Here is a 16,692-nt window from a genome sequence, read left to right on the forward strand (position 1 = left end):
TGGTAGCGGAGAAGACGCTGCAGTTTAGTCTTCGCGCTCGATGGGCATGCTCATGCAACGCGGGCCGCCACGGCCGCGGGACAGCTCGGCGGACGGGACCACGATCAGCTTCAGGCCCTTGCCTTCGAGCACGGCGTTCGTCACGTCGTTGCGCTCGTACACCACGATGGTGCCCGGGGCGATGCACAGCGTGTTCGAGCCGTCGTTCCACTGCTCGCGCTCGGCCGCGATGCGGTCGCCGCCGCCGCAGGGGATGAGCTCCACGGGATGACCCATGTAGGTCTCCAGGATGCTCTCCAGCGTGCCGTTCACTTCCTTGACCTTGATGCCCTCGCCTTCGGCGGTGATCTCGAACACGGTCAGCGGGCCCATGATGCCCGGGTGAATGGTGAACTTGTCGACGTCGATCTGGGTGAACACGGTGTCGAGGTGCATGAAGGCGCGGGAGTTCGGGATGTTGAACGCCAGGATGGTCTCGATGGGGCTCGTCGGATCGTTGAAGATGTTCTTCGCGATGGCGTCGATGGCATCGGGCTCGGTGCGCTGGGAAATGCCGATGGCCAGCACCTTGTCGTTGATGTTGAGGATGTCGCCGCCCTCGATGTGGAACGTGTTGTAGCGGCTGTAGTACTCAGGGGTGCCCTTGAGCATGGGATGGTGCGCGAAGATGTACTCGCCGTAGATGGTCTCGCGGTTGCGGGTCTCGGAGTACATGCGGTTGATGGACACGCCGTTGCCGATCATCGCGAACGGGTCGCGGGTAAAGTACAGGTTCGGCATCGGCTTGATGACCATCTTGGAGGACTCGGAAACCAGGTCCACCAGCGAGTTGGACTTGTCGGTGTGGAGCTCGGTGAGGTTGATGCCCTCCATCGTCTTCAGCACGAAGTCCTTGGCGTCGGGGTAGTTCTCCTGCATGTAGTCGAAGATGATCTTCTGGTAGCGATCCGTGCGGATGCCGGCCTCTTCGATCCACTGCTTGAGGAACTGCTCGCGCAGCTCGGGGTTGGCCTCGAGAACCTCAGCCATGAGGTCTTCCAGGTAAAACACTTCGACGCCGTTGTCGCGCAGAGCCTGCGCGAATGCGTCATGCTCCTCCTGGGCGACCTTCAAGAACGGGATGTCGTCGAACAGCAGCTCTTCGAGCGTGTTCGGCGTCAAGTTCAGAAGCTCTTTGCCCGGGCGGTGCAGCAGGACTTTCTTCAAGGGCTTGATCTCGCTCTTGACGTTCACTCCTGACATGTGCAACCCTCCTTCTTCCTTTACGTCGGTTCCTCTGGGGAACCAATCTTCGCCAAGTCGCCGTGCGGTCCTTTATGCCGTTCGGCGCGTTGAGTCCACCATGCACCCGGCGGGGCAGGATGGGAAGATGTAAAGCGGGTTTACCGGCATCGAAAGAAAGTTTAGCGTTGCCGATTGCGCTCTACACCTTGATTAAACGCCTGATAGAATACGCGAAGGGGTTCCGGCGGCGAAGACGCTGCGTCGACGGTTGAGAGAATGTATCCGGGACGATGCCGTTTCGTGTATTATGGATCAATGGTTCCGACGGCCGCTTGCGCATGACAGAGAGGTGCTTGTTCGTGGGTTTCGTGCTCTTCCACTACACGCTGTTCGTGCTGCTTGCTTCTATTCTGGCTTCGGCCGCCTGCCTGTCTGCGTACCTCGTCTCGCGGAAGCGAACCATGCTGTTCGCCTTCTTCGGCTTCCTGTTCTACTTCTTCGACGTGGCGTGGGTGTTTCAGGACGACTTCTTCACCGGTGCAGATGCGGGCGTTGGGGCTGCGTACGCCCTGATCATGTCGCTGATGCTGGTGATCACCGGCGGCGGATGCCTCACGTCGTTCTGGCTGCTGGTGTGCGATTACCTGGGCGAGACCCGCAAGGCGCTCAAGGTGATTCCCCCGGTGGTGTTCGTGGTGGCTAGCGTGTCCGTGCTGGCGGTGATGCCCGAGAACGACGTGCGCAGCTTCGCGTTCTACTTCCCGCGTGCGTTCTACCTGTTTTGGATGCTGGCCTTCGCGGGTGCATGGTATTTCAGGACGAAGGATGCGGCCGAACGCGGCCGTCTTCGACGCCATCGATGGCTGTACGCTGCGCTGTGGTTCCTGGGGATTTCCATCGTGGTGGAGGACGCCCTCGTCTTCCTGTTGCCCGATCCTATCTTGATCGGGCCGCGCGCGTACGCTCCCGAGCGCAACTTTGCCGAGAACGCGCTCATGCTATGCTGCGTGTTCTTCGCGTGCCGCGATGCGTTCCGCGCGCTGTCGCTGCGTTTCGACCGGCCGCCCATGCGCGGCGGCGGGCGCCAAGAGGAGCTCATCGACGACAACCTCATGATGTACGGCAAGCGCCATCAGCTGTCCGAGCGTGAGTGCGAGGTGCTGCGTTACGTGCTGCTGGGCAACGACAACCAGAACATCGCATCGTCCATGCACCTGGCGCTGAGCACTGTGAAAGTGCACGTGCACAACATCCTGCAGAAGACCGGTCAGGCGAACCGTCAAGCCCTCGTCCAGGATTTCTGGAAGATGTCGTAGCGACGGAGCGGGGCAGGGGGACGGGCAGCGGGGCAGAGGGACGGGGTGAGACAGAGGGACGGGGTAATTGTCTCATTTTGCGGGCAAAATGAGACAATTACCCCGTCCCTCTGTCTCACCCCGTCCCCCTGCCTCACCTCTGTCAGTTCTCCACGATGAGGTTCTCGGCGATGCTTTTGAGCTTCTTGAAATCGGTGATGACCAGCGCGCCGCGCTGACGCTCGGCGCAATCGGCGTTGCGCAACGCCACGACGGAGTTCGTGATGGAGTTCACGTGCACGCCCAGCATCTCGGCCAGCTCCTCGTTGCTGAACGGGATGATGGCCGGCGCCTGCGCCGAGTTGAACTCGCGCGCAAGCGTGAGCAACAGCGCGGAGAACCGTTGCAACACGGGGTAGATGGAAGCGTTCACCGCTTCGCGCGTTTGCAGCGACATCATCTCGAACAGGTACTGCGCCATGGCATAGCACACGTCGCCGTGCGCCTTGAGGTACGCTCCGAAGCGCTCGGCGTCGATGGCGAAGGCTTCGACCTTCGTGGTGGCCTTCGCGTTGAGGATGGACGGTTTGCGGTCGATTTCGGGACGAAACCCCTGGAAGCCGATGAGCGTGCCCGCCTTGTGGAAGAACACCGTTTTGGTGTATCCGTCGGGCGTGCCGCTGTACAGCCGCATTAGCCCTCTCGTCAGGTAAAACGTTTCGCGCATGTCGTCGCCTTCGCGAAACAGGTGGTCGCCCGGGCTCAGCTCGAGCGAGCGGGCTTTGAGGGTGCCGTCGGCAACGATGCGCTCGATGGTTTCGCTCAGCAGCGGTTTCGGCTGCACGAACAGGCTGATTGCTTCCATGCGTTCTCCCTAGCGCTTCGATTGTTCCTTGGTGCTCGGATACATCATACCCCACGCGAGAAGGCACGCCCCTGCGGCGAGCGAGGTGGTCAGATAGGTCGCGGACACCGGCAAGCCGCTTTGCATCATAGCTCCGGCCAGCAGTCCTCCCGCGATCATCCCCACGTCAAGGGCGCTTTGCTGTCGCGCCAAAAACGTGCTGGCGCTGCCGCTTGGGGATGCGCCCGCGGCAGCGACGAGCGTGGCGGTGGCGCCGAAGTATCCCGCTCCGCACAGGAACGCTCCCGCGAGGACGGGCTCGGGAGCGCAGCCGATCGCCATGAGCAGCAATCCGATGCCGTTTGCGGCGATGGTGCAGCCCACTGATCGTTTCGCGCCGAACCGGTCGGTCGCCCATCCGGCGACGAGGCTGCCGACGAGCCCTCCTGTGCTCAAGAACGCAAACAGCGTGCCGTCGGCGCAGGACGAGAGCGTTTCGTCGGCGAGCGTCTGGCCGAAATTCATGACCACGCTGTAGCCCGAGGCGAGCAGGAGGGGGCCGGCGAGGAGGAGCGCCCGCTGTCGCAGGGGAACGGAGGCGGGAAGGGAGGCGCGCGAGGTCGGGGAGGGAGCCGGAGACGCGGTCGCGGCTTCCGCGTTCGCTGATGGTGCGCGCGACGATTCGCCGGTGCGCGCACGGTCGCGCGGCAGTGCGAGCGCGACGGCCGTGCCGCAGGTCCCCGCGAGCGCGAGCGCGAAGAAGAACGCCCCGTATCCCTGCGCGTCGATGAGTGGGAAGATGGTCACCGGCCCCACCATGAGCGAAGCGGTGGTTGCGAACCGGACGATCCCCAGGCGCCTCCCCAGCTTGGAGGCGGGCGTGGTGGCTGCGAGGTACTGCGCCACGCTGGGCTGGAACAACGCCAGACCGAACGCTTGCGCCAAGCGCAGGGCGACAACCTGCCACAGCTCGGTGCAACCTGAGAGCAGCAGGCATGGCACGGTGTATCCCAACGCGCCTGCGATCATGGCGAAGCGGCTTCCCCGCTGTTCCACGACACGCTCCAAGGGAATGCGCACGAGTACGGCGATGAGCACGAACAGGCTGTTCTGCAGACCGGCGACGAAGGGTCCGGCGCCGAGAGACATGACGTAGGTGGGAAGCGCGGTGGTCTCGGTATTGTTGAGCCCGAACAACAGGAAGGCGGTGACGGCGACGAGCGCCGTGACGACGGCAGACGACCTTGTTGATCTTGTACGGCTCATGCCGTTTTGCTCCCCGCGGGTTCCCATGGTTTCCCCTCCCCTCGCGCAGGAGATGATACGGCTTCGCGTCCTCCTCGTCCAACCAGCCCTGTGCAGCCCCCACAACATTGTGGGGCTGGCCTGTGTTTGGGTGGGCGGCCCAACCGTGTGCCCACCACACTGCCGTGTGTGGAGCGCGCGCCGCGGCCGGCGTATCGTCCAGCTTGTCCGCAAGAATGGCCCCAAAGGTGCCTGTCCCCTTTGGGGCCATCGGAGAAGACGAGGAAAGAGGAGGGTGAGATGGAGACGACCGAGACGCATGCTGGCGCATGCGAACCCGAGTACTTCATGCGCGACGGCAAGCTGACCCGTCGCACGTTCATCAAGGGCGTCGGGGCGATAACCGTCGCATCGGCGCTGGGCTTCGGGGCGCAGGGCGTCGGCGCGCCCGAGGCGCTGGCCGATGAGGTCCCGGCAGCTGCCGGCGAGAAGGCCGTGCATGCGGTGTGCACGGTGAACTGCACGTCGCGCTGTCATCTGCGCGGCACGGTGCGCGACGGCAAGCTCGTGCGCGTGGAGCCGGGCGACATGCCGGGACGGCCGGGGTACGCCAACGCGTGCCTGCGCTCGATGAGCTACATTCAGCGCTTGCAGGACGAGAACGCGCGCGTGATGTACCCCATGCGGCGCACGGGCGAACGCGGGTCGGGCGAGTTCGAGCGCATCAGCTGGGACGAGGCCATCGACGAGATCGCCGAGAAGCTCAACGCCGTGCTGGCCAAAGACCCGCAGGCCGCTTCGTTCTACTCGTTCACGGGCGACTTGGGCAAGCTGTCGTGGGAGGCGCCTACCCGCTACGCCGCCACCGTAGGAGCCACCACCTGGGACATCGAGGGCATCATGGGCGATCACGGCGCGTCCATGGGCATGACCATGGTGTTCGGCACGCATCGCGGCGCGCACGACTCGCGCGACTACCTGAACTCCAAGCTGCTCATCGTGTGGGGCCGCAACGTGGCCGACACGCACACGTCCGAGCTGCGCGATTACGTGGCCGCGCGCAAGAACGGCGCGAAGGTCATCGTCATCGACCCGCGCCAGTGCTCCACGGCGGCCATGGCCGACGAGTGGATCCCCATCAAGCCGCAAACCGATCCGGCGCTGGCGCTGGGCATGATGAACTGGATCATCGGCAACGACCTGCATGCCAAGGACAAGCTGGTGGAGGAATCGGTCGCCCCCTACCTCATCCGCGAGGACGACGGCGCGTACCTGCGCATGGTGGACGGCGCGGTGGTGGCCACGGCGACGGGGGCCTCGAAGGCCGACGAAGGCTCCATCGGCACCGCCCCGGCCGCGCAGGGAGAAGCGGGCGCGGACGCCGGCACGTTCGTGATCTGGGACGAGCTGACGGGCGCGGCGGTTCCTGCTCCCGATGCGGCCACCATCAAGGGCGGAAGCGTCAAGCCCGCGCTGTCCGGCTCGTTCACGGTGGACGGCGTGGCGTGCCGCACGGCTTTCGACCACCTCGTTGACGCATGCGCCCCGTACACGCTCGAGCGCACCGGCGAAATCTGCGGCATCGACCCGGACGTGGTCGAGCGCTTGTCCCGGGAGTACATCGAGGCGCAGCCTGCCGGCATCCGCATGGGCCAGGGGATGCAGCGCGTGTACCATTCCTACGCGCCGTTCCGCACCGTGGCCACGCTGGCGATGGTGGCCGGTTACATCGGCGTTCCCGGCGGCGGGGCGTCGCATGCGGGCGGCACCGCCACCAACAAGCCGGTCGCGGGGTACACGGGCCCGGTGTACGGCTTCGCCGATTGGTCGGACACGGGCAAGAAGGCGAACCTCGTGCCGTCCTCCAAAGTGTATTCGGCGGCGGTGAGCCACGACCCGGTGCCCATCGACTTCTTGTGGATCGCCAACTCGAACTTCATCAACATGAGCCCCGACTCCAACCGCATCATCAACGAGGTGATCCCGGCCATCGACTTTATCGTGACGGTCGACCCGTGGTGGACGTGGACGGCGAAGCACTCCGACATCGTGCTTCCTGCCTGCACGTATTGGGAGCATTGGGACCTCGTCGACCGCAGCCCGTGGGCCATGTTCAACCAGCCTGCCATCGAGCCGATGGGCGAGAGCAAGTCCGACGTCGAGATCATGTCGCTGCTGGCGAAGAAGACCGGCGTCGAGCAGTACTGGAACAAGACCGACGAAGAGTGGATTCGCCAGTTCGTGGGCACCGACCACCCGGCGTGGGACGACTTCGACTGGGATCGCGACGTGGTCGAGCAGGGCATCTACGGCCGCTCCGACGCGCTGTACGACTCTGCCATCGTCTACGCCGACGGCACCGGATACAAGACCGATACCGGCAAGTTCGAGTTCTACACCGAGTCCATGGTGGCGTTCGACGAGGAAGTCCCCACGTGGCAGCCGCCGTGCGAGGACCCGCGCGAGGGCGAGCTGGCCGCGAAGTACCCGCTCGTGTACATCCAGTACCATGACCGCCTGAACGTGCACACCCAGCACATCCTGAACCCGGCGCTCGAGGTGGTGCAGGACGAGCCCCTGCTGCAGATGAACCCCGTCGACGCCGAGGCGCGCGGCATTGCGCACGGCGACGTGGTGCGCGTGCTCAACGATCGTGGCGACATGAAGATCCGCGCGTTCCTCACCGAGGGCATCATCCCGGGCACGGTGGCCACGCAGAGCGGGTGGACGCCCGATTACTTCATCGAGGGCTGCTACCAAAATCTGACCCATCACACCATCTGTGACGCCGAAGAAGCCTACAGCATGACGAACAGCGCCTTCTATGACGTGCTCGTCGAAGTCGAGAAGGCGTAAAGGAGGAGATCATGACCGAGAAACGATACGGCATGGTGATTGACACGCAGCATTGCGTGGGCTGCCAGACCTGCACGGTCAGCTGCAAGATATCGAACGAGGTTCCCGGCAGCGCGCACTGGAACCATTTGGAAAGCCTGGACGGCGAGGTGCTGTACCAGTCGACGGGCACGTTCCCGCGCACCACGCTGGCCTTCCGGCCGCTGTTGTGCAACCACTGCGAGGACCCGGCGTGCGTGAACAACTGCCCGTCGGGGGCCATGCACAAAGACCCTGCCACCGGCATCGTGTCGGTGAATCAGGACGTGTGCATCGCATGCGGCTACTGCAGCTGGGTGTGCCCGTACGGCGCGCCGTCGATGAACGACGTCGACCACGTGATGAGCAAGTGCACCTTCTGCGCCGAGCGCGTGGCAGAGGGCATCGAGCCGTACTGCGTGGCCTCGTGCCCCGCGAACGCGCGCGTGTTCGGCGATCTGAACGATCCGGAGAGCGCCCCGAGCAAGCTCATGCAACAGCAGCACGCGCAGCCGTACCTTCCGGAGGCCGGCACGCATCCGTCGGTCTACTATATATAGGAAAGAGGGGATGAACGATGTTAGCTGAAATGCTTCCCTTGCTCGTGTTCACCACATTCGCCGGCTTGGCTGCCGGAGCGTATGCCATCGATGCTCTGTGCGGGAATGGGCGCACGGGCTCATGCGCTGCGGAGTCTGCGCGCCCGTGGCTGTTCCCGCTCGTGTGCCTGGCGCTGCTGGGGTTGGGCCTGTGCGGCACGTTGCTGCACCTGGGACAGCCCTTACGATTCGTGAACGGCATGGCGAACCCCGGCTCCATGATCGCGCAGGAGGCGTACTGGTCCATTGCGTTCGGCCTGGTCATTGTCGCCGACCTCGCCTTGGCGAAGGTGAAAGGGGCCTCGGTGCGCCCGGTTCGCTGGGTTGGCGGGCTGGTTGCCGTAGGGCTCATGGTGGTCACGGGCCTGGCGTACTACCAGAGCTTGGGCCTGCCGGCTTGGAGCGGCGCTGCAACCGTTCCGCTGTTCCTGGTGGGCGACCTCGCGTTGGGCGCGGGCCTGTGCGCGCTGCTCGATCGGTCGGCGTTGGCGAATGGCATCCTGGCTGCGGCCAACGTGGCCGCCGGCGTCGCGTTCGCCGCGGTGCTGTGCGCGTTCGGGCTGTACGTGGCGCGCGTCGGCCACGATGCGACGGGGCTGCTCGTCGCCGCCGGCATCGTGGGGCCGCTCGCCGCAAGCGCTGCGGCCGTCGCGACCCGTGCAGGGAAGCTTCCCGCGCAGGCCGGCGCCGTGGCCGTGTGCGTCCTCGCAACCGCAGGCGTCGTGATCGCCCGCTACGCGTTCTTCGCCGCTGGCATGATGTAAGAATGTCCCAAATGGGGACTGTCACCATTTGGGACACCCGTTTGGGACAGGTGAGGAAGGGCCCCTCTCGCGCTTTGGCGAGAGGGGCCCTTCGCATCGGAGGCGGCGGGTCAGAGGGGGAGGGAGCCGCCTCTCTGGAGGGATGTCCTCGGAGCCTTACACGCTGGCGGCGGCGTTCTTGCCGGCCAGGCGGCCGAAGCTCAGCGCGGTGGCCAGGCTGATGCCGGCCACGACCACGGGGTAGTCCACCTGGAGGCGGCGACCCATCGTGTTGCCGGCCACGTACAGGCCGGGGATCGGGTCGTTCGTGCCGTCCTTGGTCACCTGCAGGTCGTGGTTGCACTCGAGGCCGCCGAACATGACCAGCATGCCCGCGTTGCCGAACTTGCATGCGTAGTACGGCGGGTTCTCGACGGGGAACATGCGCTTCGACATCTTGCCGAAGTCCTCGTCGAGGCCGTTGTGGCACAGCTCGTTGTAACGGTCGATCTCGGCCTTCATCGTGTCGTAGGGCAGGCCCGTCTTCTCGGCCAGCTCTTCCAGCGTGTCGCATTTGACGTCGGCCGCTTCGTCCACCATGGCCTGCGTCGTGTAGCCCAGGCCGAAGCCGGACAGCACGGTCTCGTACTCGGCGATCTTGTCATCGGGAACGAAGTACGTGGTGTAGCCATGGCCGTCGGGCATGTGGATGATCTGCTCGGGCCACTTGCTGTCGAAGATCTGCCACGCTTTCACGCCCGCCTTGGCAAGCTCGGGATCCTTGGCGACAGGCTGGCGCGTGTGCTCGTCGGCGATGTTCTGGCCGGGCACGTCCTCGTTCATGAAGCGCTTGCCCTCCATGTTGAGCTGCAGGAAGCTGTCCACGCCCAGGGCGCCGCCCATGTGGTGCGTCATCGGCGCGTGGGGACCCAGCTCCATCCAGCCGCCGGCCCAGATGCCCATGAGCTGGCCGCGGCCATCGTCGACGCCGCCCATGAACTCCTCGGTCCACGGCGCGTAGTAGTGGCGCATCTCGGGATTCGCGCCGTAGTCGCCGCAGCACAGCACCGTGGCCTTGGCGTTCACCTTGAGGTAGCCGTCCTTCGTTTTGGCGTAGGCGCCCACCACCTTGTCGCCTTCCTTGATGAGCTGCTCGCCCTCGGCTTCGTAGATGAGCTCGGCGCCTGCGGCCATGGCGGCGTTGAAGGCGGCCTCGCACGCCCACTGCATGTTGGGATTCGTGGTGATGGTGCCGTGGAAGTAGGGGTACACTTCTTCCTTGTAGTCGTACGTGTCCAGCTTGGGGAAGCACTTCGGGCGGATGAAGTTCGGCTTGTCGGTTTCGCGGTTGGCGGCCGTGGACTTGAGCACCTCGTAGTCGGCGCCCTCGATGAACCAGTCGAAGTCCTCACCGGAATGATCGTACCAGTAGCTCATCATCCACGTGTCGCAGCGACCGCCGGTCTCCTTGACGTATTCGTTCATGATGTCGGCCTTGGGTGCCCACTCGATGCCCAGGTCCTTCTGGATCTGCGATCCCACCACGCCGAAGTCGCCGGCCATGGAGATGACCGAGTAGCTGTCCTCGGGCTGCTTCTCCAGCACGATGACCTTCTTGCCGGCCTCGGCGGCTTCCTTCGCGGCGGCGGTGCCGGCCAAGCCCATGCCGATGACGAGGACGTCGCAGTCCTTCTCTTCCTTGATGTCGGTGGGAACCTCCGGCGGCGTGAGGAAGTCGGGGGTATAGCTGGTGGGGGAGACGCCCGATGCCGCGGCCCCGTTCGATCCGCCGTTGCCCTCGGCCGATGCGGTGCTGGCGCTTTGCTGCGGTGCGCAGCCGGCCAGGCCTGCTGCTCCGGCGGCGACGGCCGCGGTGGCTCCGAGGCCCAGGAATGCACGGCGACTCAGTTTGGCTTCTTTCATGTCCCTCTCTCCTTTCGATGAGAAGCGCGACGGCCCCTCGCCGTCCGCTTCATCGTGAGGATTTCCCTTGCGGAATCCTTCCCTGCGCCGCTTACCATACGTGCCTGCGCACCTCCCTGCCACACCTTCGCGCGGGTAGTTTTCGAGTTTTGCCCGATGAAATCCCTACCTGATACGGGTGGGTAGCCGAGATGAGATAGGCCGGTGCGAGACGGGGAGTGAGACAGGGGGACAGGGTGAGACAGAGGGACGGGGTAATTGTCTCATTTTGCTCGCAAAATGAGACAATTACCCCGTCCCTCTGTCTCACCCTGTCACGCACCGGCCCGGCCCGACGTCAAACCATGAGCAAGGGACGAATTGATGGGGATGGGATATACTGGCAGGGAAACAGACGGAGGGTAGGGGCCGATGAGCTGTTTGAAGGATCTGTTTACAGGCATGCGGGCGCGCGACGTCGTGTTCATGAGCGGGTATGCGCTGTACCTGACGTTCGGCTACATGTCGTTCGAGTCGCCGACGGTGCTCACCTCGCTGGGCGAGTCGGGCGCCCTCGTGCAGTCGCTGTTCCTCGTGGCGGTGATTGCGGCGCGGATGGCGGTGTACGCGGCGATGATCGCGCTGGCGCGGCGCGCGGGCCGCGGGTTCTCGCCCGCCGTGATCCTCGTATGCGCGGGCGTTGCGGCCACGGGCTTCATCGTCACGCGCATGGCGTTCCAGTTCGCCGGGTTCGTGCCGCTCGAAGAGCTGGTAGGGTGGCTGGTTGCCGGCGGTTTGTTCTTCGGCGCGGGCGACGCGTTGATCAACCTGTTGTGGGCGCGCTTCTCGGGCACGTTCGACTTGCGGCGCGTGTATCTGTTCGTGCTGATGAGCAGCGGGCTGAGTCTCGTCGTGTACCTTGTGGTAACGCTGCTGCCTTCGGCCATCATGCTGCCGGTGGGCGCGCTGCTGTTCTTCGCGTCCGTGGTGTTCTGCCGTCAGTGCCTCGCTGCGCGCGAGCCCATCGCCGAGGAGTACTCGGCGCCGGTGTTCAAGGGTGCGCTGTCCGCGCTGTGGCGGCCCGTGCTGGGCACGGCCATCCTCTCGTTCATGAGCGGCCTCATGCTGCAGCTGTCGTTGTCGCAGGCAATCCCGCTGGGGACGTTCCAATCCACGTCGCTCATCACGCAGGCCGTCGTCATCGTGGCGCTGCTGCTGCCGGCGCTGCTGGTGAAGAGCCAGCCCAGCTTGGGGTCGGTGTACCGCATGGCGCTGCCGCTGTCGGCGGCGGGCTTCCTGCTGCTGCCGCTCATCTGGAACGGCGTGGGCGGCTTGGCGAACGCGTGCGCCCAGCTGGGAACGCTCGTGGCGGGCATCATCCTATGGTGCATGGTGGCGCATACCGTGCACGATACGAAGCTGCCGGCGGCGCTGCTGTTCTCGTGCTCGCTCCTCTGCACGAACGCGGCGCAGATGGCGGGGACGCTGGTGGGCATGCTGAACGCGCACACGCTGGGGCAGGGCGACATCGCCCTGACGGCGGTGGCGCTCGTGGCAATCTATCTGCTGGCGATGGTGTCGATGTTCCTGTTCAAGGACAAGAACCTGCGCGGCATCGACGTCGTTCCCGAGGGCGGGGCGCCCACGGCCGAGCAGCAGGGTGACGCGCTCGAGGCCCGGTGCGCCCACGTGGCCGAAGCTCATGGGTTCACGCCGCGCGAGTCGGAGATCCTCGTGCACCTGGGACAGGGCCGCACGGCGCGCGCGATCTCCGAGAAGCTCGTGGTGTCGGAGAACACGGTGAAGTACCACATCAAGTCCATTTACCAGAAGCTCGACGTGCATTCGCGCGACGAGGTGATCGACCTGATCGAACGGTCGGAGTAGGCCCGCGTTGCCTCTTTCCCCCTGCGCTTCGGAGAGTATAATGAGCCTCAACCAAAAGGGGAAGCAGGCAGGGGATTGGGGCAGGAAGACGAACAACGAACCGGCGGCGGCCCTTGCGGGGTCGTCCGCGTCGCGCTTGCGCTCGCATGCTCGTTGATGTTGGCGATTCCCGCCTTGCCGGTCGTCTCGGTCATGCCGAACTCGCTCGCATTCGCCGACGAGATCCCTCCCGATCCCTCCCGCGTCGTCCGCGTCGCGTACGTGCAGCAGGAGCCCATGCTGCAGGTGAGCGAGACGGGGGCGGTCACGGGCTACGCCTACGAGTACCTTGAGCGCATGGCTCAGTACACGGAATGGACCTACGAATTCCTCCCCGTGGAAGGCGCCGGCCCGGAAGCTTACCGAAACCTGCGCGAATTGCTGGACGCCGATAAGGCCGATCTCGCCGTCGGCTTGATGGCGACGGATGCGAACAAGGAGTCGTTCTCTTTCACGCTTGACAGCTTCGCCACGTTGGGCGTGGTGCTGCGAGCCTCCGCCAAGGCCGAGGCCGATCCGCTCGACGGCGTCAGCGCCGACCGTCCTTTGCGCGTGGCGGCGACATCCGGTTCGCCCCTGGTAGCCGACCTTGAAGCGTTTTGCGCGCAGAGCGGGATTTCCTATGAGGTGGCAGGGTGCGCCGACGCCGACGAGGCCCGCGATGCGGTGCTCGCCGACCGCGCCGATGTGGAGCTTGCAGCCGACATGACCGATGCGACGGGCTTGCGCACCGTGGTCCATGTGACGTCGCACCCGCTGTACTTCGCCGCCGCGCGCGGCAACCAAACGTTGGTCGACGAGCTCGACGATGCGCTCGACCGCGTCGATCAGATGGATCCTCTGTTCCGATCGCGGCTGCATGACAGCTATTTCTCGGTGGCATCGTCCTCGTTTGCGCTTACGGACGCCGAGGAGGAGTACGTTGGGAGCGCCGCACCGGTACGGGTGGGCGTGCTGAGCGACCAGCCGCCGTACCAGTACGAAGAGGATGGCCAGATCAAAGGCATCTCGGTTGACCTGCTTAAAACCGTTGCGGAGAAAACGGGGTTGCGATTCGAGTACGTCGCCGCCGAGACGGCGGACGATCTGGACGCCTTGCAGGCGGCGGGGTCCATCGACATGGTGGCAGGCATCGACTACAACTACGCTGTCGCTCGCGAGCGAGACCTCGCGTTGACGCAGCCGTATGTGAGCGCGTCGTACGTGCTGGTGGCGAACAAGGGCGTTGCCGACGGTGCCATCGCCGGCAAGCGGCTCGCCATCAGCGCTTCGAGTCGCTACGACGGCGATTTCGTGGGCAACGTGAACCGATTCTCCTCGATTGCGGCGTGCATGCGCGCGGTATTCAAGGGAGACGCGGACTACACGTACGTGGACGAGTACGTGATGCAGTACTTTCTGAACACGCCGGAATTTCGCGAGGTGCGCATCGCTCCGCAAACCTACGAGCCGCGACGCGTGAGCTTCGGCGTGGTGCGTTCGGACGACACGATGCTGCTGGGTATCGTGGATCGCGCGGTCGGCTCGCTCACCGACGTCGAGCGCCAGGCGGTCATCAACGGCAACGTGCTGCGCGAGCGGCCTTTCGACCTGGGCGAGTTCATCCGCGCCAACCCGGCCGTCGCGGTCGCGGTCGCATCGGCGGTGTGCCTGCTCGTAGTGCTGTTCGTGCTGGTCCTGTTGGGCTTGCGCGCGCGAAACAACGCGAAGACGGCGTTCGACCTCAAGAAGCGCTTGCGGCTGTACGCTCTCTGCGACGACAGTTTCTTCGAATACGATCGCCGCACGAAGAAGCTGATCATCTCGGTGCCGGGCAACAGTCACCAAGGGCTGAGCGAGCCGTTCACCTTCGAGTGCGACGGGCCGGCCGTGTTCGATGAGGATCGCAAGCGCGCCTTCGTCGAGCTGCTCGGCGGGAAGGACCATCGCGTCGAGGAGGTGCGGATGCCCGACACCGACGGCATCGAGCATTGGCTGCGCGTGACGGTGGATCCGGTGGAGGACGCGTCGGGGCGCGTGGCGCACACGGTGGGCAAGATCGAGGTTATCGACGAGGAGCGGCGCGAGAAGGACCAGCTGGTCGCGCGCGCCGAGCGCGACAGCCTCACCGGGTTGCTGAATTCCGAAACCACGCGCCTGCGCACCGCCCAGCAGCTGAGAACGCTCGAAGATGGCGAGCAGGGAGCGCTGCTGATCGTGGACATCGACTGCTTCAAGGGAGTGAACGACACGTACGGCCACCTCGTGGGCGACCGCGTGCTCACCGATATCGCCCGCATCCTGCGCGAGAGCTTCCGCATGGGCGACGTGGTGGGACGCTTGGGAGGCGACGAGTTCATGGTGTTCCTCGACCGCGTCAGCTCGCCGGATGCGGTGCTGGAGAAATGCGATCGCCTGCGACGCGCCATCGAGCATCACGTCTATCCCGGAACCGATTGTCGCGCCACGATCAGCGTCGGCATGGCGCTGGCGCATGCGGGCGATTCGTTCGACGACCTCTACTGCCGCGCCGACGAGGCGCTGTACGCCGCCAAGCGCGACGGTCGCAACCGCTGCGACTTCGAAGACGCGGCCTCGCCGTCGCCGAAAGGGTCGTCCGCTCTGTAGGCTCGGCGTATACGCGGGGCCTTTATTCTGCTAAAGTACAGGCATCGTAATGGGGAAACGCGGGCGCAAGGGCGCCTGCTCGAGAGCATTGGGAAAGGAGAGGTATGAGCAGTTCCATCGTTCAGAAGTTCAAGAACGTCGGTCCGGGCGCGCTCGTCGCCGCAGGCTTCATCGGCCCCGGCACCGTTACCACGTGCACGGTTTCGGGCGCGAGCTACGGCTACACCATGCTGTGGGCGCTGCTGTTCGCCACGGTGGCCACCATCATCTTCCAGGAGATGGCGTCGCGCGTGGGCATCGTTTCGGGTAAGGGTCTGGGTGAAAACATCCGCGATCGTATTCCTAATAAGACGCTTATGTGGATTGCGATCGTGATTGTTATCATCGCCATCTTCGTGGGCAACATCGCGTACGAGACGGGCAATATCACGGGCGGCATCTTGGGCATCCAAGCCGTCACGCCCGACATCCCGATGATCCCCATCGTCGTGGTGCTGGGCATCTTGGCGTTCATCGCCATGTGGATCGGCTCGTACAAGGTGGTCGAGGTCATCCTCACGGCCATCGTCGTGTTCATGGGCGTGGTGTTCTTCGTCACCGCCATCGCGTCGTCCCCCGACTGGGGCGCTATCGCCACGGGCCTGTTCGTGCCGACGCTGCCGGAAGAGGGCTCGAAGGGCATCCTGACCGCCGTGGGCCTCATCGGCACCACCATCGTGCCGTACAACCTGTTCCTGCACGCGTCCGGCGCCTCCGAGCGCTTCAAGGATCCCGAGCAGGTGTCCGATGCCCGCTTCGACACGGTCCTGAGCATCGGCTTGGGCGGCATCATCTCCATGGCCATCCTCGTGTGCGCCGCTGCGAACATCTACGGCACCGAGACCGTGGTGACGAACGGCAAAGACATGGCGTTGGCGCTGCAGCCGCTGCTGGGCTCGTGGGCCACGTGGATGATCGGCCTCGGCCTGCTGTGCGCCGGCTTCTCGAGCGCCATCACGGCGTCGTTCTCGGCCGCCTACGCGGTGAACGGCGTGCTGGGCTGGAAGAAGACGACCAAGGATCTGCGCTTCAAGCTTATCTGGATCATCGTGCTGGTGGCCGGTTGCGTGATGGCCGTCGTGCTGGGCAAGAGCCCGACCGAGCTCATCCTGGTGGCGCAGGCGGCGAACGCCATCCTGCTGCCCATCATGGCGTTCTTCGTGCTGTACTGCGCGAACGGCAAGGACTTGGGCAAGTGGAAGAATCACATCTTCGCGAACTGCGCGGGCGTGGTGATCATCGTGATCACGTTGTTCATGTGCTGGCGCAACATGTCGAGCTTTATCACGTCGCTGCAAGCGCTGATCGGCGCGTAAGCGCTCGAGCGGCACTTCATGCGCCCGCCGGTTTCGGCGGGCGCTTCGTTTTCGGGAGCATCTTCGCTCCGAGCGGGA

11 protein-coding genes are annotated in these 16,692 nt (G+C 64.7%); 7 read left to right on the forward strand and 4 right to left on the reverse strand.

The annotated features are described in order from the left end of the window. Positions 1-24 precede the first annotated feature (24 nt). Positions 25-1,242, reverse strand: a complete 1,218-nt coding sequence (gene arcA / locus C1A15_RS03255) for an arginine deiminase (protein ID WP_101721241.1) — start codon at positions 1,240-1,242, stop codon at positions 25-27. Between the two features lie 341 nt (positions 1,243-1,583). On the opposite strand from arcA, the gene C1A15_RS03260 reads away from it, so the two are divergent. Next, positions 1,584-2,540: a helix-turn-helix transcriptional regulator gene (locus C1A15_RS03260; protein WP_101723671.1), complete on the forward strand. Its 957-nt coding sequence runs from the start codon at positions 1,584-1,586 to the stop codon at positions 2,538-2,540. A gap of 142 nt (positions 2,541-2,682) precedes the next feature. On the opposite strand, the gene C1A15_RS03265 is transcribed toward C1A15_RS03260, so the two are convergent. Both C1A15_RS03265 and C1A15_RS03270 read right to left on the reverse strand, forming a co-directional pair. Beyond that, on the reverse strand, positions 2,683-3,384 hold the full coding sequence (locus tag C1A15_RS03265) for a Crp/Fnr family transcriptional regulator (protein WP_101721242.1): 702 nt from the start codon (positions 3,382-3,384) through the stop codon (positions 2,683-2,685). Between the two features lie 9 nt (positions 3,385-3,393). Then, positions 3,394-4,656, reverse strand: coding sequence for an MFS transporter (locus C1A15_RS03270; RefSeq protein WP_180952978.1), 1,263 nt, complete (start codon positions 4,654-4,656; stop codon positions 3,394-3,396). Positions 4,657-4,908: 252 nt separating this feature from the next. Between C1A15_RS03270 and C1A15_RS03275 the strand changes: the two genes are divergently transcribed. The 3 genes from C1A15_RS03275 to C1A15_RS03285 are packed head-to-tail and all read left to right on the forward strand — an operon-like array spanning position 4,909 to position 8,845. Next, positions 4,909-7,464: a molybdopterin-dependent oxidoreductase gene (locus C1A15_RS03275; RefSeq protein WP_101721243.1), complete on the forward strand. Its 2,556-nt coding sequence runs from the start codon at positions 4,909-4,911 to the stop codon at positions 7,462-7,464. Positions 7,465-7,475: 11 nt separating this feature from the next. Next, positions 7,476-8,042: a 4Fe-4S dicluster domain-containing protein gene (locus C1A15_RS03280; RefSeq protein WP_101721244.1), complete on the forward strand. Its 567-nt coding sequence runs from the start codon at positions 7,476-7,478 to the stop codon at positions 8,040-8,042. Positions 8,043-8,059: 17 nt separating this feature from the next. Next, entirely contained in the window at positions 8,060-8,845 is a 786-nt protein-coding gene (locus C1A15_RS03285) for a DmsC/YnfH family molybdoenzyme membrane anchor subunit (protein ID WP_101721245.1), read from the forward strand. A 156-nt stretch (positions 8,846-9,001) separates the two neighbouring features. Here C1A15_RS03285 and C1A15_RS03290 read toward each other — a convergent pair whose 3' ends face one another. Next, positions 9,002-10,747 carry an FAD-dependent oxidoreductase gene (locus C1A15_RS03290; RefSeq protein ID WP_101721246.1) on the reverse strand — a complete coding sequence of 582 codons (1,746 nt, stop codon included), beginning with the start codon at positions 10,745-10,747 and terminating at the stop codon, positions 9,002-9,004. 411 nt (positions 10,748-11,158) lie between these two features. Here C1A15_RS03290 and C1A15_RS03295 point away from each other — a divergent pair, with 411 nt between their 5' ends. The 3 genes from C1A15_RS03295 to C1A15_RS03305 all read left to right on the forward strand — a co-directional run bounded on the left by C1A15_RS03295 (position 11,159) and on the right by C1A15_RS03305 (position 16,614). Further along, a complete protein-coding gene (locus tag C1A15_RS03295; RefSeq protein WP_101721247.1) occupies positions 11,159-12,613 on the forward strand; it encodes a response regulator transcription factor in 1,455 nt (484 codons plus the stop codon). 75 nt (positions 12,614-12,688) lie between these two features. After that, on the forward strand, positions 12,689-15,259 hold the full coding sequence (locus C1A15_RS03300; protein WP_245864895.1) for a transporter substrate-binding domain-containing diguanylate cyclase: 2,571 nt from the start codon (positions 12,689-12,691) through the stop codon (positions 15,257-15,259). A gap of 104 nt (positions 15,260-15,363) precedes the next feature. Next, positions 15,364-16,614 (forward strand): Nramp family divalent metal transporter, encoded by a 1,251-nt coding sequence (locus tag C1A15_RS03305; protein ID WP_101721248.1) that lies wholly within the window; start codon positions 15,364-15,366, stop codon positions 16,612-16,614. Positions 16,615-16,692: the final 78 nt, after the last annotated feature.

It is taken from the genome of Eggerthella timonensis (assembly GCF_900184265.1).
In the GTDB taxonomy this organism is placed as follows: domain Bacteria; phylum Actinomycetota; class Coriobacteriia; order Coriobacteriales; family Eggerthellaceae; genus Eggerthella; species Eggerthella timonensis.

Coding starts and splice junctions, on each gene's coding strand:
- arcA (WP_101721241.1), bottom strand. CDS start 1,242: ATGTCAGGAGTGAACGTCAAGAGCGAGATCAAGCCCTTGAAGAAAGTC.
- C1A15_RS03265 (WP_101721242.1), bottom strand. CDS start 3,384: ATGGAAGCAATCAGCCTGTTCGTGCAGCCGAAACCGCTGCTGAGCGAA.
- C1A15_RS03270 (WP_180952978.1), bottom strand. CDS start 4,656: ATGGGAACCCGCGGGGAGCAAAACGGCATGAGCCGTACAAGATCAACA.
- C1A15_RS03275 (WP_101721243.1), top strand. CDS start 4,909: ATGGAGACGACCGAGACGCATGCTGGCGCATGCGAACCCGAGTACTTC.
- C1A15_RS03280 (WP_101721244.1), top strand. CDS start 7,476: ATGACCGAGAAACGATACGGCATGGTGATTGACACGCAGCATTGCGTG.
- C1A15_RS03285 (WP_101721245.1), top strand. CDS start 8,060: ATGTTAGCTGAAATGCTTCCCTTGCTCGTGTTCACCACATTCGCCGGC.
- C1A15_RS03290 (WP_101721246.1), bottom strand. CDS start 10,747: ATGAAAGAAGCCAAACTGAGTCGCCGTGCATTCCTGGGCCTCGGAGCC.
- C1A15_RS03295 (WP_101721247.1), top strand. CDS start 11,159: ATGAGCTGTTTGAAGGATCTGTTTACAGGCATGCGGGCGCGCGACGTC.
- C1A15_RS03305 (WP_101721248.1), top strand. CDS start 15,364: ATGAGCAGTTCCATCGTTCAGAAGTTCAAGAACGTCGGTCCGGGCGCG.